Below are 20,054 nucleotides of genomic sequence, written 5' to 3'. Positions count from 1 at the left end.
TTTGCCTGATGGGATAACCTCGGCACGGCACCTGCTTGGGCGGTATCAGGCCTAACGAGATTAAGTTGAAAGAACACGGTGGCATCGGTGCAGGTTTTGATTGGTTATGCATGGAAGATTAACTTCGCTGCCCACTTTCACTGTGTGTCAGGGCCTGTGATCCGGCATGTTTCCGGCCATGCATTTGACTGTGGAGTCCATCATGAGGTTATTCGGATACGCTTCAAACCAGCCGCTGTTCTACCCGCACACGCCACGCGCCTCCCTCATCGCCCTGGCAGTCGCCTTCACGCTGGCGGTGGCCGGCACCGGCACTGCCCTGGCCAAGGGCGGTACCGCCAAGCCACCGGCCAAGGGTGCGACAGCGCCGTTCGCCACCCCCACCTTGCCTGACCCGGTGTTTGCCGATCCTACGGCCATCCACGGCTTTTCTGACACCGGCTTCATTCAATCCATGACCCTGGACAACGCCAATACCGGCTGTCCCAATACCAACGATCCCGGCCGGTTCGGGGGCACCGTCAAGGTCAATGGCAACCTCATGATCGTGCCGTGCAATACGGTGTTGCAGATGCCCGCCAATACCTTGACCTGGGCACAGTTTGTCCAGGGCGGCCAGTTGGCGCTGGACAAGCCCGGCAGCTATCCATCCTTCGAGATCCATGTGGTGGGTAACCTGGTCGGTACCCGCCGTATCGCCGGGCTGATCACCGTCGCCCAGCAGGCCGCTACGCTTGGCAGCGGCTTCATCAGCCGCATCGACTATGCCACCGGCAACATCGAAGTGGACAGCGGCAATCCAATGCAACCCACGGTGATCCAGATCAACGACCCCAACGGGCGATTCGGCCGCCCGCAAAGCCCTGACCCGCGCTTCTCGGTGGATGACGCCAACCCCACCATCCATGCCGCCACGGGTTACCCCATGTGCGTGCCGCGCACTGCCGGGGACGATGCACTGTGCCCGGAAAAGAACCGGCCCAGGGTGGTCACCCCGACCACCACCAACAACTGCCGCAACTTTGCCCAGGCAGGGGTCACGCCACCGGTCAGTGGGGAGTTGTCGCCGCCGTTGGCCAGCCAGCGTTACTGCAGCCAGTACGTCATGAAGCGCTTCGGTGACCCAGCCCGCACCGCCACCGACCCAGATCCCACCCAACAGGCGCCGTTCGAGGTAGGTGACTTCATCACGTACGCCGGCACCCTGTTCAAGTCGACCAACAACGGCGGCCCGGATTTCATCTCCGCGCACACCATCGAGGCCAATGTCGGTATCTACACCCAGCCAGGCAGCCAGCCCAGCTACGTGTCCATCGGTGATTTCGGCATCGGCACCGCGGATCCGGCGGCCACTGCCGTGAGCGGCGTGGCCCAGGAGACCCAGGACCGTTTGTTCCTTGAAGCGCTGACGACTGATATCAAGATACCGGTGGACATCTATCTGATCGACGTCGACGGCAATACGGGGGCGCAGACGAACCGCTGGGTCACGCCGTTCGAAATGACCGGGGAATGCGATCCGTCGGCCACGTTGGCAGCCAATTGCTTCGGAGTGTCGGGGGGCATCACCACGCAAAACGTTGGCCCCCAACCCCAACGTGCGCGGTTGCGCGCTACCAAGGCGCCGGCCGGTTTGCTGAGTCAGCCGACGCGTAACCTGCGGGTCATCGCCCGTTCCCTGTGCGTGCCGCAATCGACCTCGCTCGCCCAGCCAGCGGTGGACGCCTGCCTGCAGAATGCGGGGCGGCAGACCGTAGCCAATGGGTTGGTGGCGGGGCAGTACACGGCGCCGGTGTTTGAGTTTATTTTCCCGGAAGGTGTCAAGCCGGGTGATCCGGTGGTGCCTAATGATTTCTGGCACCTGCCTTTCATTCGTAATGGTGAAGGCGCTAGCACGCCGACGGGCGTAGGCCCGCTGGAACCTGCGCCTTGGTAAAGCGCTGTTGCTGTTGCCGTTGATTTGGCTTGTGATCTTGATCTGGCTTTTGATCTGGCTTTTGATCTTGATTGTATGCCCCGTAAAGCGCCCGGGCCGACTGGAGGCGTCGATCAACGGGCTGCCCGAAGGGCCGAGGCCGCAGGCCGAAGAGACGGTAACCCGCAGGCTTCTATAGCGGGTGCCGTCTGCCCGTTGAGCGGCGCCGGAAGGAGGGGACCCGTAGCGCAGCGGAGGGCCCAAGCAGGGGCAAGCGTTTTTTGGTTACTTTTTTTGGCGTTTGAAAAAAGTGACCCGCCGTAAGGGCGGAAAGGTGATTTTGCATCACCTCGGTAATGGATATGTTCACGATGGTCGGATCCTGCTTCTGGCGATTCTGGATATATCCATTTTCGCGGTGCGATCACCGACCGTTTCGGCCTTACGCCGAGTAACTTTTTGGCAGTCGCCCCAAAAAGTCACCAAAAAGGTCTCGCCCCTGCTTGGGCCCTCCGCTGCGCTACGGGTCCCCTCCCTCCGGCGTCGCCCAGGCGGCAAAACGGCCCCCGCTAACAAAGCGGGCGGGCTGCCGTTTCCTTCGGCTGCGCCGAAGGGCCCTGCGGGCTGCCGCCTGGACGACGCCTCCAGTCGGCCCTGGCGCTTTACGGGGCCTGAGATCAAGATCAGGATCAAGATCAAGATCAAGATCAAGATCAAGATCAAGATCAAGATCAAGATCAAGATCAAGATCAAGATCACAAGCTTGATCTGGCGCTACGCGTTCGCCTCATACGCCGTCACCCCCGCCGCATGCCGCCCGGCAATATACCCAAAGGTCAACGCCGGCCCCAGGTTGATGCCACCCGAAGGGTAGAAACCACCCATCACACTGGCCATGTCGGTACCCACCGCATACAACCCACTGATCGGCGCCCCTGCCTGGTCGAGCACCTGGGCGTCGCCGTTGGTCTTGAGCCCGGCAAAGGTGCCGAAGCTGCCCGGCCGCACCTTCACCGCATAGAACGGACCGGTCTCGATGGGCGCCACGCACGGGTTGCCGTCGGTGATCAGCGGGTCACCCATTTTGCGGTTGTAGGCGGTGGAGCCGCGGCCGAACTCCGGGTCTTCACCGCGGCGGGCGTGTTCGTTGAACTGCCTGACCGTCTGCGCCAGCGCATCGCCGTCGATGCCGCACTGGGCGGCCAGGGCGTGCAGGGTGTCGGCGCGCTGCAGGTAGCCACTGCGCACCGCCGGGCCCACCGGCAGCGGGAACGGGCGCGAGTAGCCCAGGCCGAAACGGCGCTGGAAGCGGTGGTCGCAGATCAGCCACGAGGCCACTTCCTCGCCGGCCGGGGCGCCGGCGACCATGGCGGCGGTGTAGTCGTAATAGCCGTCGGCCTCGTTGCAGAAACGCTTGCCGGTGGACAGCACGCCAATGATGCCCGGCTTGCCGCGCTCGATGATGTGCGGGAAGTGCCCGACCGTGCCGTCGCGGTGCCGCACCTGGGACACCGGCGCCCAGGCGGCAGGGGAGGCGACGCTGGTGTCGAGCACGCCGCCGGCCGATTCGCCCAGGCTGATGCCGTCCCCGGCGCAGGCCAGCGGCGGCAGCGCCAGGTGCTCGGCGCCGGTGGGGGTGCGCGGGAACAGCGCCTTGCGCCGGGCCAGGTCGTTGGGGAAGCCGCCGGCCGCCAGGACCACGCCCTTGCTGGCGCGGATGGTCATGGGGCCCTGCGGGGTGTCGACCCGCGCGCCCAGCACCTTGCCGTCCTCGCGCAGGAGTTCGCGCGCCGGGGCCGATTCGATCAGCAGCACGCCCAGGTCTTCGGCCGATTTGGCCAGGCGGCCTGCCAGGGCCACGCCGTTGACCAGGTGCATGGCCCGGCCGTGCAGCGCCAGGTCGCGCAGGTGGGCGATGAAGCGCTTGCTTACGTGCAGGAATGACTTTAGCGAACGGGTCATGGTCAGGAAGGCGCCCAGGTCGGCGCCGGCCATGATCGGCATGCCCAGGAACGAGGTCTCGCGCATGGTCTTGCGCATGCGCTTGATCAGCTTGCCCATCTGCCGGGCGTTGTACGGCGCGGCGATCACCTGGTGGCCCTGGGTGGCGGCGCCCGCCACGTGGCCGTGCACGTCGGGAATGCCGTTGCCGTCCACCCACTGCAGCGAGGTGTGCTGCTCGAAGAACGCCACCATGTGCGGGGCGTTGTCGAGGAAGGCGTCCACGCGGGCGGCGTCGTAGCGCTCGCCCAACTCGTGCTTGAGGTAGGTGCGCGGTTGCTGCGGGTCTTCGTGAATGCCGGCACGCTTGGCCAGCGGGTTGCCCGGCACCCACGCCCAGCCACCGGACCAGGCCGTGGCGCCGCCAAAGGCCTCGTGCTTTTCCACCACCACCACGCGCAAGCCGTGCCAGGCGGCGGTCACGGCGGCGGCCAGGCCCGAGGCGCCGGAGCCGATGACCAGCAGATCGCAGTCGATGTGGCGAGAGTGAGAGGGCAGGGGTGCGGTCATGAGTGGATACCTGGAGGCCGGGACGAATTATTTTGGAACAGGGTTCCATTTATGATTGACATTGTCAACGGTGCTCGGGCGCTGGCCAACACGCCTCCCGCCCAGTGGCCTAAAGTCGACTTGCATAAAACTGGAACTGGGTTCTAAATATGCCAATTGGTCCGTCACCCATGCCGAACGAGTGTCTTTCATGAGCGAACAGATTTTTTCCCTGGCAGCCCTGACCGTGCTGGAGCTGTCCCCACCCGAGATGGTCGAGGTGGCCGCCCGCGCCGGCTACAGCCACGTGGGCCTGCGCCTGGAACCCGCCACGCCGCAGGAATACCACTACCCGCTGGTGGCCGACCTCGGCCTGCGCCGGCAGACGGCCAAGGCCCTGAGCGACACCGGAATAAAGGTACTGGACATCGAGATCCTGCGGCTGAAACCGGCCACCCATGTGCCTGACTTCGAGATCTTCCTGGAGGTGGGCGCCGAGTTCGGCGCCAGCGAACTGCTGGTGGCCGGCAATGACCCGGACGAGGCGCGCCTGACCGATAACTTCGCCCAACTGTGCGACCTGGCGCGGCCCTACGGCATCTACCCGCACCTGGAGTTCATGCCCTGGACCGACGCGCCGGACCTGGCCAAGGCGCTGCGCATCGTCGACAACGCCGGCCGCGACAACGGCTGCGTGCTGGTGGACGCCTTCCACTTCAATCGCTCGCGCTCGTCCCTGGCGCAACTGGTCGCGGCCGTGCAGGCCAGCCCGCAGCGCTTTCGCTATGCGCAGATGTGCGACGTGGCAGGCCCGGTGCCCGACAGCATGGACGAGATCCTGCGCCAGGCGCGCAACGAGCGACGTTTCCCCGGTGACGGTGACTGCGACCTGCACGGCCTGCTCCAGGCCTTGCCGCGCCAGGTGCCCATCAGTATCGAGGCGCCGACGCAACAGGTGCCGGCGCTGAACGGTTTCGAGCGCGCCGAGGCGGGGTTGCGCAAGATGCGCCAGGTGCTCGGCGGCTGACCGCCAGCCGCTGCCGGGCGCTCGCCGCCTGGCACCGGCAGGGTGTTTCTGTAGCGCGTTGTTATCCGTGGCGATAACGTTTTTTGTCATTGTATTCAATGCGATACAATAAAACTGGCTTTGAGCCATCTATTTTTTTGCATATCGTCTCTATCTAATTGACTGCACTTTTCCGCACGCCAATAATGGCGCCCCATTGCCGAGGAACAAGAGAGTCCGGCAATGACTGAGCACGGCACGCCACTTGTCCGCGGCTCTATCTCGCATTGATACGCCCCCCGCCCCAAGCCCTTGGGGATTCGGCCCGCAGTGCAATCACCTGTTTTCTCTGTCGCCTGACCGTCCCCGCTCCTGTGCGGGCGATTGTGCATGCCGCGGAAAATGACTCCCTCTTTAAATTGCACGCGGGGTTTGCCCGCGCGCGTGGCTGTTGAGTGCGGGGAACATTTGAGTCAAGTCAGCTTAGCTATCGGTCATCTGCGCGATGAACAAATGGTGTTGCGCCAGGGCGGCCTGTATTGGATCGCCGCCGACCAGGCCGGCGACGCCGCAGCGCTGGCCAGCCAGTGCCTGGCGGCCATGCCCGCACAGGCACGGGCGACGCTGGCCTGCTGTGGCCACCAGAGCCAGGCGCTGGCCGCCACCCTGGCCGCCGATGCCGGGCCGGGTGAGCTGGCGCTGTTCGACATTGACGAAGGCGACATCGGCCTGGCGCTGAAGGCGCTGGTGGGTGAGCTGACCCGCACTGTGAAGGCGCCGGGCAGCGTCATTGTGCTGATGCAGCCGGCCAGCGCCTGGCTGAGCGACATCGCCCCCGGCCTGCGCCACTGGTGCGAAACCCTGGGCCAGTGGCTGGCGCGGCGCCAATCGACCCTGCTGGTGATCAGCCACGGCCAGGCGCCGCAGCTGCACGAGCGCCTGCTGCGCCTGAACGAAACCCTGTCGGGCCTGGCGCAGCTGTACCGCCGCGACGGTGGCATCCGCTACCAGCTGCACTATTGGCACAGCGCGCTGGGCGTGTGCAGCGGCCAGGAGCTGGAACTGGAACTGGGCGAGCAGGGCTTCGCCTTGTCGGCCAGCGAGCAGGCCAGCCCGCAACTGACCCACACCGACGACCAGCGCATCTACCTGACCCAGCGCTCGGTGCTGGAAGGCTCGCCGGCGCTGTCGGACCAGTGGCGCCTGTTCGAAGACCGCGACGACCTGCTGCTGCAGGCGCGCCAGGCGCGCGCCGCCAGCGTCATCGTCGCCATCGACAGCAACCAGGAGGTCGAAGGCCTGGCCCGGCAACTGCACGCCCTGCGCGAGCGGTGCGGCAGCAGCCTGAAGATCATCGTGCGCGAGATCGAACCCTGCCTGCGCTACCGCGACGAACGCCTGCTGGTGTCCTGCGGCGCCAACATCACCGTGCCCTACGGCACCACCCTGGCGTACTTCTTCAGCATCATCGACAGCGTGCAGGGGCAGACCTGGCGGCACAGCCGCAACACCGACTTCCAGTCGCTGTTCGAGCGCCTGCGGCCGCCGGCCGAGCGCGGCCTGATGATGCCCTCGGAGTTCCTGGCCACGGTCACGCGCATCTACGGCGGCGCCGCCGGCGAGATCAGCCACCAGTTGCTCAAGCTCACCCCGCGCGGTGGCCTGGACATCGAGCAGTACCTGAACCAGATCAGCCTGCGCCGCTTCGGCGACATCGCCTGCGTGGTCGACGGTGACTTCTACCTGTTCCTGTTCGCCTGCCGCGCCGACGGCCTGGAACCGGCCCTGGGCAACATCTGCCGGCTGGCCTGGCGCGACCTGTTCAGCGCCTTCCAGATTCTGCCGGGGGTGGACGCCTTGCCCCAGTCCACCTTCCTCAGCGCCGCGGAACTGCCGGCCACCTTCCACCTGGCCGAGGAACGCACCGCCGGCAGCTCGGCGGCCGTCGCCGAGCGGGGTGCCTACGCGCCCAAACGCACCACGCTGCCCCTTACGGACGCCTGCTTATGAGTTATTTCGAGCTGATCCAGGTCATTGCCCTGAGCAGCCTGCTGACCCTGGCCCTGGTGGTCGCCCTGACGCGTTTCGGCCGCCACCTGGCCGCCATCGTCCAGGCCGTGCTGCCGGCCCGTTATTTGAAATCCCGTGGCGTGCGTCGCCGCGCCCCTGCCAAGAGCGAGCCCCATGAGCCAGTTTGAAGTCATCCCCCAACGGCGCGTGCGCAGCTGGTCGGGCCTGGGCCTGTGGAACCTGTATTTCATCATCAAGTTCGCCCTGGTGTGGACCGGCTACCTGAACTTCCAGGTGCTGCCCAACGTGGTGTTCGCTGCCGCCTTGCTGCTGCCGCTGCGCCACCGCCACCTGCGCCTGCTGCGCACCGTCATCGCCGTTCCGGTGGGCGTGGCGCTGCTGTACCAGGACACCTGGCTGCCGCCGTTCAGCCGCCTGCTGGCCCAGCCCGGCGTGCTCGACTTCACTGGCGCCTACCTGCTGGACCTGGTGTCGCGCTTCATTGACCTGAACCTGTGCGCCTTGCTCTGCGTGCTGGTGGTGGTCTACGCCTTCGTGCGCCACTGGCTGCGCCTGACCACCGTCAGCGTGCTGGGCCTGGCCTGGCTGGCCAGCGCCAACGTGCTGGCCATGCACCCCAGCGCCGCCCCGGCCCAGGCCGCAACGCCAGGCGCGCCCGCCGTGGCCAGCGCCGGCGAGCCGGACAACGCCACCCTGGAAAGCTACCTGCAGAAGTTCTACAGCACCGAGGCCACCCGCCAGGTCGAGTTCAAGCCCTCGACCTCGCCGGCGCAGCCGTTCGACCTGCTGCTGATCAACATCTGCTCCATGGCCTGGGACGACCTGGAAACCGTGGGCCTGCGCGACAACACGCTGTTCCAGCAGATGGACGTGGTGTTCGACAACTTCAACTCGGCCACCTCCTACAGCGGCCCGGCGGCCATCCGCCTGCTGCGCGCCTCGTGCGGCCAGACCCCGCACAGCAAGCTCTACGGCACCGCGCCCGAGCAGTGCCTGCTGATGGACGACCTGAAGAAGCTGGGCTTCGCCGACGAAGTCATGCTCAACCACACCGGCCAGTTCGAAGGCTTCCTCGACGAGGTGCGCTCCCAGGGCGCGCTGCCGCCACCGGCCATCAGCACCAGCAACCTGCCACGGGCGCTGGTGGGCTTCGACGGCACGCCGATCCTGCGTGATGGGCAGGTGCTGTCCAGTTGGTGGAAACACCGCATGGACGAGAAGGGCGACCGCGTGGCGCTGTTCTACAACACCACCACCCTGCACGACGGCAACCGCGCCCTGACCGCCGACGGCGGCACCAAGAGCGCCGACTACAAGCCGCGCGCCCAGGGCCTGATCGACGACCTCAACGGCTTCATCGCCCAGCTGCAGGCCAGCGGCCGCCGCGTGGTGGTGGTGATCGTGCCCGAGCACGGCGCCGCGCTGCACGGCGACCGCATGCAGATTTCCGGCATGCGCGAGATCCCCAGCCCGTCCATCACCCACGTGCCGGTGGGCATCAAGCTGGTGAACATGGGCAGCACCTCGGCCACCGCGCCGATCCACGTCACCGCGCCCAGCAGCTTCCTGGCCCTGTCGGAAATCATCAGCCGGCTGTACACCGCCCAGCCCCAGGGCGAAGGCCTGGCGCCGAGCTGGCAGGCGCTGTTGACCGACCTGCCGCAAACCGCGGCGGTCTCCGAGAACGCTGGCACCGTGGTCGTCGACTACGCCGGCAAACCCTACGTTCGCATCAAGGAGAAAGGCCAGTGGCTGCCGTACCCTCAGCGCTTCAAGTAAAGGCCAACGTGCAGTCGCGGGCCGCCCGCGCCGACGACATCGCCCGCCTCAAGCAGGAACTTGAACTGCCGGAGCTGGACTACGTCGACATTTCCGCCCAGCTGGAGCTGCAGAAAGCCCTGCACCGCTGGCCGCTGCTGGCGGAAATGGAGCGCCTGCAACCGCGGGTGCTGCCGCCTGCGCGCAAATCCGAACTGGAGCTGCTGTCGTGACCGCCCTGAGCCTGCGTGGCCTGCGCGGTGGCGTCGGCAGCACTTCCTTGCTGGCCGCCACCGGCCAGGCCCTGCACAGCCTGGGCGAGCGCGTGCTGCTGGTGGACATGTGCCCCGAGAACCTGTTGCGCCTGCACTTCAACGTCGGCGTCAACGAGCGCGCCGGCTGGGCCCGGGCCATGGTCGACGGCCTGGACTGGAACACCCAGGCCTGGACCGTGGAGCCGGGCCTGAGCCTGCTGCCTTATGGCCGGCTGAAATGGGCCGAGCAGGACCAGGTGGAACAGCGCCTGCGCCACGAACCCGAGCTGTGGCGCCGGCGCCAGGCGGCGCTGGCCGCGCAGTTCGACTGGATTCTGTTCGACGTGCCGCTGCGCCTGCCGGGCCACGCCCGCGTCGGCCCGTGCGCCATGCGCCTGCTGATCGTGGAAGCGGATGCCGCCTGCCAGGTGCTGCTGCAACAGCAGGAAGAAGAGGGTGAGCAGCTGCTGATCAACCGCTTCGACCCGGCCAGCCAGTTGCAACGCGACCTGCTGCTGATCTGGCGCAAGCAGTTCGGCGAGCGCCTGCTGCCGCTTAACATTCACCAGGACGAAGCCATGCGCGAGGCCCTGGCGTTCAAGAAACCGGTAGGCGCCTACGCCGAGGCCAGCCTGGCGGCCCAGGACGTGCAGAGCCTGGCCACCTGGTGCCTGACCCGTCGCCTGGAGACCCTATGATCGCCCAGGTGTTTCCCTACACCCGGCTGCGCCAGCGCCACGACTGCGCGCCGCCCATCGCCCTGTTGCTGGCCAGCCTCTGCGCCCTGGCCTGGCTGTGCCTGCGCCTGGAGTCGGCGCAGTGGCGCGCCGTGCTCGAGCAGCCGCGGCGCTGGTACCCGCAGGTGGCCGGCAAGGCGCCGAGCCTGGGCGACCCGCTGCGCTACGCGGTGCAGAGCCTGTGGCTGCTGCTGGTCAAGCCGGCGCCGGCGCGCACCTGGTCGCTGCGCACCCCGCAGTGGCTCAAGGCCCTGGGCAGCCTGTACCTGCGCCTGTGGGCGAGGGTAGGGGCGGCCCTGGAAGAATTGCCCCAGCGCGCCGAAAGCAGCGCGCAGATCCGCCAGGGCAGCCATTGGTGGAAAGGCCTGGACCGCCGCCGCCAGCGCCTGTTCAACGGGGTCATCGCCAGCGTGGCGTTCCTGCTGACCCTGCTGTGCATCACCGAGCCGTTCAGCTACCTCGCCCAGCTGGTGTTCGTCCTGCTGCTGTGGGGCCTGGCCATGCTGGTGCGCAAGGTGCCGGGGCGCTTCCCGACCCTGCTGATGGTGGTGCTGTCGGTGATCGTCTCGTGCCGCTACCTGTGGTGGCGCTACACCTCGACGCTGAACTGGAACCAGCCGCTGGACCTGGTGTGCGGCTCGATCCTGCTGGTGGCCGAGACCTATTCCTGGGTGGTGCTGATCCTGGGTTACATCCAGACCTGCTGGCCGCTGGACCGCAAGCCCAAGCCGCTGCCGCGCGACCTGAGCCTGTGGCCCAGCGTCGACCTGCTGATCCCCACCTACAACGAGGACCTGTCCATCGTCCGCGGCACCGTGTACGCGGCGCTGGGCCTGGACTGGCCGGCGGAGAAGCTGAACATCTATATCCTCGACGACGGCAAGCGCGAGAGCTTCCGCCAGTTCGCCGCCGAAGTGGGCGTGGGCTACATCGCCCGCACTGACAACCGCCACGCCAAGGCGGGCAACCTCAACCATGCGCTGACCCTGATCGACAGCGAGCTGGTGGCGATTTTCGACTGCGACCACGTGCCCGTGCGCTCGTTCCTGCAGCTGACCACCGGCGGCTTCCTCAGCGACCCGAAACTGGCGCTGGTGCAGACCCCGCACCATTTCCTCTCGCCCGACCCGTTCGAGCGCAACCTTGACGTGTTCCGCCAGCGCCCCAACGAGGGCGAGCTGTTCTACGGCCTGGTGCAGGACGGCAACGACATGTGGAACGCGGCGTTCTTCTGCGGCTCGTGCGCCGTGCTGCGGCGCACGGCCATCGACGCCATCGGCGGCTTCGCCGTGGAAACCGTGACCGAGGACGCCCACACCGCGCTGCGCCTGCACCGCAACGGCTGGAACTCGGCCTACATCAAGATCCCCCAGGCCGCCGGCCTTGCCACCGAGAGCCTGTCGGCGCACATCGGCCAGCGCATCCGCTGGGCACGGGGCATGGCGCAGATCTTCCGCACCGACAACCCGTTGCTGGGGCGCGGCCTGACGATCTTCCAGCGCATCTGCTACGCCAACGCCATGATCCACTTCCTGGCCGGCCTGCCGCGCCTGGTGTTCCTCACCGCGCCGCTGGCGTTCCTGTTCCTGCACGCCTACATCATCTACGCCCCGGCGGTGATGATCCTGCTGTACGTGCTGCCGCACATGATCCACGCCAGCCTGACCAACTCGCGCATGCAGGGCGCCTACCGGCAGACGTTCTGGGGCGAGGTGTACGAGACGGTGCTGGCCTGGTACATCGCCCGGCCCACCACCGTGGCGCTGTTCAACCCCAAGAAGGGCAAGTTCAACGTCACCGCCAAGGGCGGCCTGATGGAGCACAACCAGTTCGACTGGAAGATCGCCCAGCCGTACCTGCTGCTGGCGCTGCTGAACATCGCCGGCCTGGGCTTCGCCGTGTGGCGCCTGCTGTGCGGGCCGGCCACCGAGATCGTCACCGTGCTGGTGAGCAGCCTGTGGGTGGTCTACAACCTGCTGATCGTCGGCGCCGCCGTGGCCGTGGCCGCGGAAGTGCGCCAGGTGCGCCAGACCCACCGCGTGCAGGTGCAACTGCCGGCCGCGCTGCGCCTGGACAGCGGCCACTGCTACCCGGGCATGCTGCAGGACTATTCCGACGGCGGCGCGGGCATCGAGCTCGACACCACCCTGGCGCTGCCGGTGGGCGGGCGTGTGTCGCTGCTGATGAAGCGCGGCAACCGCGAGTTCCTGTTCCCCGGCTTCGTCAGCCGCAGCCACAAGACCTTCGTGGGCATCAGCTTCAACAGCCTCAGCGCCCAGCAGAAGATCGACTTCGTGCAGTGCACCTTCGCCCGTGCCGACGCCTGGCTCAACTGGGGCGACAACTTTGCCCCGGACCGCCCGCTGCACAGCTTCGTCGACATTCTCAAGCTGGGCGGCACCGGCTACTACCGCCTCTACGAATACCTGCCCGCCTGGGTACGCCACATCGCCGGGCCGCCGTTGCGCCTGCTGCGCTGGCTGGCCAGTTTCCTGCCGCGCATGCCCGCGGCCGCACCTCTTTCCACTTCTCGACCAGTGAGCGCAAAATGAGCCGCTTCTTCAACAAAACCATCGTTGCCAGCCTGGCGCTGCTGGCCGTCGCCTGTGCCCAGGCCGCCGCCCCCGTCACCGCCCCGGCGCCTGCCGCGGCCCCGGCGGCTGTCCCGGCCATTCCCAACTGGAGCAGCGCCCACAGCTTCGAGCAGCTGGGCCGCGCCAGCGACAGCCTGTTGCTGGGCATCCACACCAGCGACCAGGTGGAATTCAGCCTGCGCCGCGACCGCATCGCCAGCGATGCCAAGCTGCAACTGTCGTACACCCCGTCGCCGTCGCTGCTGCCCCAGGTCTCGCACCTGCGCGTGTACCTCAATGACGTACTGATGAGCGTGGTGCCGATCGAGAAGGACCAGCTGGGCAAGAAGGTCACCCAGACCGTGGCCCTGGACCCGCACCTGATTGCCGACTACAACCGCGTGCGCCTGGAGTTCGTCGGCCACTACACCGACATCTGCGAAGACCCAGCCAACAGCACCCTGTGGCTGAACGTGGGCCGCGACAGCCAGATCCAGCTGCAGGAACAGGCCTTGAGCCTGAAGAATGACCTGGCGTACTTCCCCATGCCGTTCTTCGACCCGCGTGGCCAGGACAAGCCGTCGATCAACCTGGTGTTCGCCAACGCGCCGACCCTGGGCGAAGAACGCGCGGCCGGCATCCTGGCTTCGTACTTCGGCAGCCAGGCCGGCTGGCGCGGCACCCAGTTCCCGGTGCTGTTCGACCAACTGCCGGCGCTGGACGAGCAACACCGCGCCAAGCCTGCGATCGTCTTCGCCACCAACGACCACCGCCCGGCGTTCCTCGCCGACCTGCAGCGCTTCCCGGCCGTTGACGCGCCCGTGGTGCAGATGATCGACAACCCCCAGGACCCCTACAGCAAGGTGCTGCTGGTGCTGGGCCGCAACGACGACGACCTGGCCCAGGCCGCCCGCGCACTGGCCCTGGGCGGCGACCTGTTCCGTGGCTCGCGGGTAACCGTGGACAAGGTGCAGCAGCTCAAGCCGCGCGTGCCCTATGACGCGCCGAACTGGATGCGCACCGACCGCCCGGTGCGTTTCGCCGAGCTGATCAAGTACCCCGAGCAACTGCAGGCCAACGGCTTGCAGCCGCGCTCCATTACCGTGGACGTGAACCTGCCGCCGGACCTGTTCGTGTGGCGCAACCAGGGCATCCCCCTGCAGACCAAGTTCCGCTACACGCCGCCGGCGGTCAACGACGCCTCGCGCCTGACCATCAGCCTCAACAACCAGTTCATCACCAGCCTGGCGCTGCAGAGCAAGAGCAACAGCCAGCTGGAGCAACTGCGCCTGGCGGTGCTGTCCAACGAATCGGCCAACGTCACTGACAAACTGCTAGTGCCGGCGCTGAAGATCGGCGACCGCAACACCCTGCGCTTCGACTTCAACTTCGCCACCACCTTCGCCAGCGCCCAGCGCGACCACTGCCAGACCTCGCTGCCGGTGAACAACCAGGCGGTGATCGACGAAGAGTCGACCATCGACCTGTCCGGCTACTACCACTACATCGCCATGCCCGACCTGCGCGCGTTCACCCGCGGCGGCTTCCCGTTCAGCCGCATGGCCGACCTGTCGCAGACCCTGGTGATGGTGCCCAGCCACGGCAGCGCCGTGCAGCTGAGCACGCTGTTCGAGGCCATCGCCGGTATTTCCGCGCGCTCGGGCCTGCCGGCCTTCGGCCTGCGCCTGTCCGATGACTGGAACGACGCCAAGGCCGACACCGACCTGCTGGTGTTCGGCACCCTGGCCGCCAACGTCGGCAACGGCGACGACGCCAACCTGGTGCTGTCCAAGACCCGCGACTGGCTGCTGACCCCGGCCAACGAAGACAGCGGCAAGTCGGCCCGCGCCGGCCAGTTCAGCGATGCCCGCGACCTGGGCGCCAACCGTGTCGAGGTCAGCGCCCAGGCGCCGATCGCCGCCATCGTCGGCCTGCAGTCGCCGTACCACGAACAGCGCAGCATCGTTGCCCTGCTGGCCAGCGATGACGCCGACTACCAACTGCTGCGCGACACCCTCGCCGACAGCGGCAAGATGGAAGCGGTGGCCGGCTCCGTGGCACTGATCCGCAGCAGCGGCGTGAGCAGCAGCTGGGTAGGGCAGCAGTACTTCGTCGGCCACCTGCCGTGGTGGCTGCTGCTGTGGTACCAGCTGTCCGAGCACCCGATCCTGCTGGCGGCCATGGCCACCCTCAGCGTGCTGCTGACCGCCTTCCTGCTGTGGCGTGGCCTGCGCTGGATGGCACGTCGCCGCCTGGCTGGCCAGGAGTAAGCCGGTGAAAGCCTTCGCCGCCCTGGCCCTGGCCGGATTCCTGCTGGCCCCCGGCGCTGCCAGCGCCGGGGCCTGCGCCTGGCCGGCCTGGGAGCAGTACCGGCAGGCCATGCTCAGCCCGGATGGCCGGGTGATCGACCATTCCAGCGCGCAACTGGTCAGCACCTCGGAAGGGCAGAGCTACGGCCTGTTCTTCGCCCTGCTGGGCAACGACCCGGCCAGCTTCGCCAAGGTGCTGCGCTGGACCCAGGACAACCTCGCCGGCGGCGACCTCAACCGCCAGCTGCCGGCCTGGCAGTGGGGCCGGGACAAGGACGGCCAGTGGCGCGTGCTCGACGCCAACAACGCCTCGGACGCCGACCTGTGGATCGCCTACAGCCTGCTCGAAGCCGGGCGCCTGTGGCACCGCGACGACTACCAGGTGCTGGGCCGCAACCTGCTGTGGCGCACCGCCGCCCAGAGCCTGCGCACGCTGCCGGGCCTGGGCCTGATGCTGCTGCCCGGCACCCTGGGCTTCGACAGCGCCGACGGCTGGCGCCTGAACGCCAGCTACCTGCCGCCGCAGCTGCTGGCGCGCTTCGCCGCCGAGGCGCCGATCTGGGCCGAGCTGGCCAGCAATACCCAGCGCCTGCTGCTGGAAGGCTCGCCCAAGGGCCTGGTGCCCGACTGGCAGCTGTGGAAGGCCGGCCAGGGCTGGGGCGTCGATGGCCAGAAAGGCGCGGTGGGCAGCTACGACGCGATCCGCGTGTACCTGTGGGCCGGCATGCTGGCCAACGACGCACCGGGGCGGGCGTCGCTGCTCGAACACTTGCAGCCCATGGCCCAGCTCACCGCGGCCCAGGGCTTCGTGCCGGAAAAGGTCGACAGCGCCACCGGCACCGCCAGTGGCACCGGCCCGGTGGGTTTCAGCGCCGCCTTGCTGCCGCTGCTGGCCGCCAGCCCGGCCCAGGCTGCGGCGCTGGCTACCCAGCGCCAGCGTCTGGAGCAACAGCCGCCCCTGGCGGACGCTTATTACAACCAGTCGCTGGCGCTGTTCGGCCAGGGTTGGGACCAACAACGCTATCGCTTTGACAAAGACGGACACCTCGTGCCGAACTGGACTGCCGCATGCAAAAAATGACGGGTTTGGGGCTGCTGCTCAGTAGCGTCTACGGGGTCGCCCTGGCCCAACCGCTGAGCCCGCCTGACCAGCAGCAGTGGTTGCTGGAGCAGATCCGCCTGGGCGAGGCGCTGTACCGCGAAGACCTGGTGCACGACTCGCTGGCGCGCCTGGAACTGATCGCCCCGGACAACCCCCAGGTGCAGGTAGCCGAGGTGCGCCAGGCGCTGCTCAACAAGGACCAGGCCGGCGCCGAGCGCCTGGTGGCGCGGCTGCGCCAGCAGATCCCCGGCACCGCGGCGCTGCACCGTGCCGAGAACCTGCTCAAGCTGCAAAGCAGCGACGGCCAGAAAGACCTGCAGCAGGCGCGCCTGCTGGCCACCGCCGGCCGTTACGAAGACGCCGAGCAGGCCTACCTGCAGCTGTTCGGCAACGACATGCCGGACTTTGCCATCACCCTGGAATTCCTCACCGTGCGCGCGGGCACCAAGCCCCAGCGCGCCACGGTCATCGACCAGCTGCGCGAGCTGGATCGCCAGTACCCCGGCAACGCCGGCCTGCGCCAGACCCTGGTGGGCCTGCTGTTCGCCGAGAAGCGCGACGCCGAGGCGCTGGCGGTGCTGCACCAGCTGGGCGGCGACCCGAACGCCGCGGCCAATGCCGCCGAGCGCGAGTACAACTACCTGCTCAAGCAGCCGGTGGGCCACGACACCGCCCAGGCCTGGCAGACCTTCCTCGACGTCTACCCCGACACCACCTACCGCGCCGACGCCATCAAGCAGTTGCACGACCAGCAGCACCTGCTGGCCGACCCGGCCTGGCAGGCGGGCGTGCGCGGCAAGGCGCTGCTCGACGCCGGCAACAACCCGGCGGCCGAGGCGCAGCTGCGCATCGCCCTCAAGCGCTACCCCCAGGACTCCAGCCTGCTGGGCTCGCTGGGCGTGGCGCTGATGCGCCAGAGCAAGCACGAAGGCGCCTACAACGCCTTCGTCAAGGCCTCGGCCATCGAGCAGGACACCTACTGGATGACCAAGTGGCAGGACCTCAAGGTGGCCAACTACCAGTGGATGCTGCTGCAAAAGGGCGACGAGGCCCTGGACCGCAAGCAGTACCCGCAGGCCAAGCGCTTCTACCAGCAGGCGCGCCAGGCCCAGCCCAAGGATGCCGCGCCCCTGATCGGCCTGTCGTACGTGGCCCGGGGCGAGGCCGACGACATCAGCGCCGAGGCGCTGCTGTTGCAGGCGCGCAAACTTGACCCCAGCAACGCCAGCGTGGTGCGCGGCCTGGTGCGACTGTACCAGTCGCAGTCGCCGGAAAAGGCCGAGCAGTACCTGGACAGCCTGACGCCGCGCGAACAGCAGGAATTCCTCAGCGTGCGCCGTGGCCTGGCCCTGGACCGCCTCAACGCCCAGGCCGACGACGCCACCCGCCGCGGTGACTGGGCGCAAGTCGCCCGGACGCTGGCCCAGGCCCGCGACCTGGACCCCGACAACCCCTGGCTGGTGTACCGCCTGGCCAACGCCCAGCGCAGCCTGGGCCAGGTTGCCCAGGCGGACAACAGCTTCAGCCTGCTGTTGCAGCGCCAGGGCCAGAACCCCGAGGCGCGCTACGCCCACGGCCTGTACCTGGCCGACGCCGACCGCGACGGCGACGCCATGGGCAGCCTGCAGCAGATTGCGCGCGCGGCCTGGAGCGACAACATGCAGCAGCTGTGGGCGCGCCTGCAACGCCGCCAGCTGCTGGCCAAGGCCGAGGCCCTGCGCACCGCCGGGCACGAAAGCCAGGCCGAGGCGCTGCTGTTGCGTGCGCCCACCACCGATGACTACCTGACCCTGGCCGACTGGGCGCAGCAGCGCAACGACCTGGGCCAGGCCGAAGGCCGTTACCGCAAGGTGCTGGCCAGCGAGCCGAAGAACCCCGACGCGCAGCTGGGCCTGGCCGAGGTGCTGATCGCCCGCGGCCAGCCCCAGGCTGCCAAGGCCGACCTCGCCGCGGTGGTGGCGCCGGTGCCGGTCACCGTCTCGTTCCAGCGCCGCCTGGCCAACGCCTGGGCGGCAGTGGGTGACAAGGCCCGCGCCAACCAGCAGTTCGCCGAGCTGCTCAAAAGCCGCCCGGCCGACCCGCTGGCCTACCGCGACGCCGCGCGCCTGCTGTCCCGCGACGAGCCGCAGCGGGCGCTGGACTACTACGCCCAGAGCATGGCCGCGGCCAAGCTGATCAGCCCGCAGCAGGCGGCGCCGCGCGACAACGTCGCCATGACCGCGGCCAGCCGCGCCAAGGACAGCGACGAGTGGCTGCCGCGCAGCATCCGCAGCGACGTCGACGCGCTGTACCAGAAGCAGAACCCCACGGTGAACCTGTACCACGACTTCGCCTGGCGCACCGACAACAGCGCCTCCGGCGTGTCCGACCTGAGCACCCAGACCACCATCCTGCGCATCGACGCGCCGGTGGCCCAGGGCCAGGGGTTCGTGCAGGCTGAACAGGTGCAGCTGGACGTCAGCAGCTTCGCCAGCAACGACCAGTTCGGCCTGTGCGCGGTGGTGCAGGGCGGCTGCGCCAAGGGCGCGCAAAGTGTTAACGGCACCATGCTGGGCGTGGGTTGGCACGACGACACCTGGGCCTTTGACCTTGGCCATACGCCGCAGGAATTCACCGTCTCCAACTGGGTGGGCGGGGTGACCTACAGCGGCGACTGGGACAGCATCGGCTACCGCCTGACCGCCTCGCGCCGGCCGTTGAGCAACTCGCTGGTGTCCTACGCGGGCGCCACCGATCCCGTCACCGGCACCAAGTTCGGCGGCGTCACCGCCAACGGTTTCACCCTGGGCCTGAGCCACGACGAAGGCGGCAAGGACGGCGTGTGGGCGAGCCTGAGCAGCCATTGGCTGGTGGGCGAGAACGTCGAGAACAACCAGCGCCGCAGCGCCATGGGCGGCTACTACTACCGCCTGGTGGAGCGCGCCGACGAGCGCGTGCGCACCGGCCTGACCCTGATGTACATGGGCTACGACAAGGACCTGAGCGAGTCGACACTGGGGCAGGGCGGCTACTACAGCCCGCAGCAGTACTATTCGGTGAGCGTGCCGGTGAACTTCGCCTGGCGCGACGCCAACTGGTCGGCGTTCCTGGAAAGTTCGGTGGGCTGGTCGTTCGCCAAGATCGACAGCAGCGACCTGTACCCCAAGGCCAGCAGCGCCAGCGACCTGGAGAACCTGTTGGCGCAGTCGGGCCATACCCTGGTGGATGACCCGACGCTGACCAAGGCCGGCAGTAGCAGCAACGGCGTCAACTTCCGCGTGCAGGGCCTGCTGGAGCGGCGCCTGTCGGACAACCTGGTGCTGGGCGGCGGCATCACCTGGCAGCACAGCGAGGGCTATGCCCCCAGCCGTGCGTTGTTGTACCTGCGCTACAGCTTCGACCCCTGGCAGGGCAACCTGCCGCTGCCGGTGGAGCCGATCTCGCCGTACGCCGACATGCGCTGAGCCCTGCGGGGCATCAGCTACCGGGTGAGCAGTTCAACGGCCCTTCGTTCGTCGCCAGCACCTCGGTGTGGCGGCGAAGCTGGAGGAACACCTTGCGGCCCAGGCGGTCCTCGTGAATGTTGTAGACCTCGTCATCCTTGAAATTGGCGTACTGCAAGGTCGCGAAGCAGTACTGCATCTTGCCGTTGGTGTCCTGGCGCTGCACCACCACGACCAGGTCGTGGGAGCCGGCCTTCACCTTGAACGACTTGCCGTCCTCGGTGTTCTTGCCATCGAGTTTCTGCCCGACGATTTCGTCGGGGTTGTCGTGGCTGAAGCGCACTACCGAAAAGTCCGGGCCGGGCGGTGGCGGCGGTGCGGCGCAGGCTGCCAGCAACAACGCGAGTGCGGGGAGCGCCGTTTTCAGGGCGATAGAGGTGCTTGGCATGTGGTTTTC

The 20,054-nt window shown here is 67.6% G+C and carries 13 protein-coding genes; 11 read left to right on the top strand and 2 right to left on the bottom strand.

Annotated features, from left to right (window positions below; all coding sequences use genetic code 11):
• Window positions 1-166: 166 nt before the first annotated feature.
• Window positions 167-1,936, top strand: coding sequence for a hypothetical protein (locus AC0J42_RS16260; protein ID WP_473002441.1), 1,770 nt, complete (start codon window positions 167-169; stop codon window positions 1,934-1,936).
• Between the two features lie 753 nt (window positions 1,937-2,689).
• Here the strand turns inward: AC0J42_RS16260 and AC0J42_RS16255 are convergent.
• Entirely contained in the window at window positions 2,690-4,426 is a 1,737-nt protein-coding gene (locus AC0J42_RS16255) for an FAD-dependent oxidoreductase (protein ID WP_473002440.1), read from the bottom strand.
• Between the two features lie 190 nt (window positions 4,427-4,616).
• On the opposite strand from AC0J42_RS16255, the gene AC0J42_RS16250 reads away from it, so the two are divergent.
• The 10 genes from AC0J42_RS16250 (at window position 4,617) to bcsC (ending at window position 19,618) form a co-directional block, all read left to right on the top strand.
• Window positions 4,617-5,432 carry a sugar phosphate isomerase/epimerase family protein gene (locus AC0J42_RS16250; RefSeq protein WP_473002439.1) on the top strand — a complete coding sequence of 272 codons (816 nt, stop codon included), beginning with the start codon at window positions 4,617-4,619 and terminating at the stop codon, window positions 5,430-5,432.
• Window positions 5,433-5,924: 492 nt separating this feature from the next.
• Complete coding sequence (locus tag AC0J42_RS16245; protein ID WP_473002438.1) at window positions 5,925-7,421, top strand: BcsE family c-di-GMP-binding protein; 1,497 nt, start codon at window positions 5,925-5,927, stop codon at window positions 7,419-7,421.
• Window positions 7,418-7,609: a cellulose biosynthesis protein BcsF gene (bcsF, locus tag AC0J42_RS16240; protein ID WP_416424600.1), complete on the top strand. Its 192-nt coding sequence runs from the start codon at window positions 7,418-7,420 to the stop codon at window positions 7,607-7,609. The genes AC0J42_RS16245 and bcsF overlap by 4 nt, the downstream gene beginning before the upstream one ends.
• On the top strand, window positions 7,596-9,221 hold the full coding sequence (gene bcsG / locus AC0J42_RS16235) for a cellulose biosynthesis protein BcsG (protein ID WP_473002437.1): 1,626 nt from the start codon (window positions 7,596-7,598) through the stop codon (window positions 9,219-9,221). The genes bcsF and bcsG overlap by 14 nt, the downstream gene beginning before the upstream one ends.
• The gene (gene bcsR / locus AC0J42_RS16230; protein WP_416424598.1) at window positions 9,191-9,433 is read left to right on the top strand and encodes a cellulose biosynthesis protein BcsR; all 243 of its coding nucleotides are present in this window, start codon (window positions 9,191-9,193) and stop codon (window positions 9,431-9,433) included. The genes bcsG and bcsR overlap by 31 nt, the downstream gene beginning before the upstream one ends.
• On the top strand, window positions 9,430-10,152 hold the full coding sequence (gene bcsQ / locus AC0J42_RS16225) for a cellulose biosynthesis protein BcsQ (RefSeq protein ID WP_473002436.1): 723 nt from the start codon (window positions 9,430-9,432) through the stop codon (window positions 10,150-10,152). The genes bcsR and bcsQ overlap by 4 nt, the downstream gene beginning before the upstream one ends.
• On the top strand, window positions 10,149-12,743 hold the full coding sequence (gene bcsA, locus AC0J42_RS16220; RefSeq protein ID WP_473002435.1) for a UDP-forming cellulose synthase catalytic subunit: 2,595 nt from the start codon (window positions 10,149-10,151) through the stop codon (window positions 12,741-12,743). The genes bcsQ and bcsA overlap by 4 nt, the downstream gene beginning before the upstream one ends.
• Window positions 12,740-15,034, top strand: coding sequence for a cellulose biosynthesis cyclic di-GMP-binding regulatory protein BcsB (gene bcsB / locus AC0J42_RS16215; RefSeq protein ID WP_473002434.1), 2,295 nt, complete (start codon window positions 12,740-12,742; stop codon window positions 15,032-15,034). The genes bcsA and bcsB overlap by 4 nt, the downstream gene beginning before the upstream one ends.
• Window positions 15,035-15,038: 4 nt before the next feature.
• Window positions 15,039-16,154, top strand: a complete 1,116-nt coding sequence (gene bcsZ, locus AC0J42_RS16210; protein WP_473002433.1) for a cellulose synthase complex periplasmic endoglucanase BcsZ — start codon at window positions 15,039-15,041, stop codon at window positions 16,152-16,154.
• Window positions 16,142-19,618 carry a cellulose synthase complex outer membrane protein BcsC gene (gene bcsC / locus AC0J42_RS16205; protein WP_473002432.1) on the top strand — a complete coding sequence of 1,159 codons (3,477 nt, stop codon included), beginning with the start codon at window positions 16,142-16,144 and terminating at the stop codon, window positions 19,616-19,618. The genes bcsZ and bcsC overlap by 13 nt, the downstream gene beginning before the upstream one ends.
• Before the next feature lie 13 nt (window positions 19,619-19,631).
• Here the strand turns inward: bcsC and AC0J42_RS16200 are convergent, their stop codons facing one another.
• Window positions 19,632-20,045, bottom strand: a complete 414-nt coding sequence (locus tag AC0J42_RS16200; RefSeq protein ID WP_416424592.1) for a PA0061/PA0062 family lipoprotein — start codon at window positions 20,043-20,045, stop codon at window positions 19,632-19,634.
• Window positions 20,046-20,054: the final 9 nt, after the last annotated feature.

It is taken from the genome of Pseudomonas sp. Tav-5-1A (genome assembly GCF_055755055.1).
The sequence above is the reverse complement of the archived record's forward strand: the minus strand, read 5'-3'. Positions and strand labels throughout refer to the sequence as shown.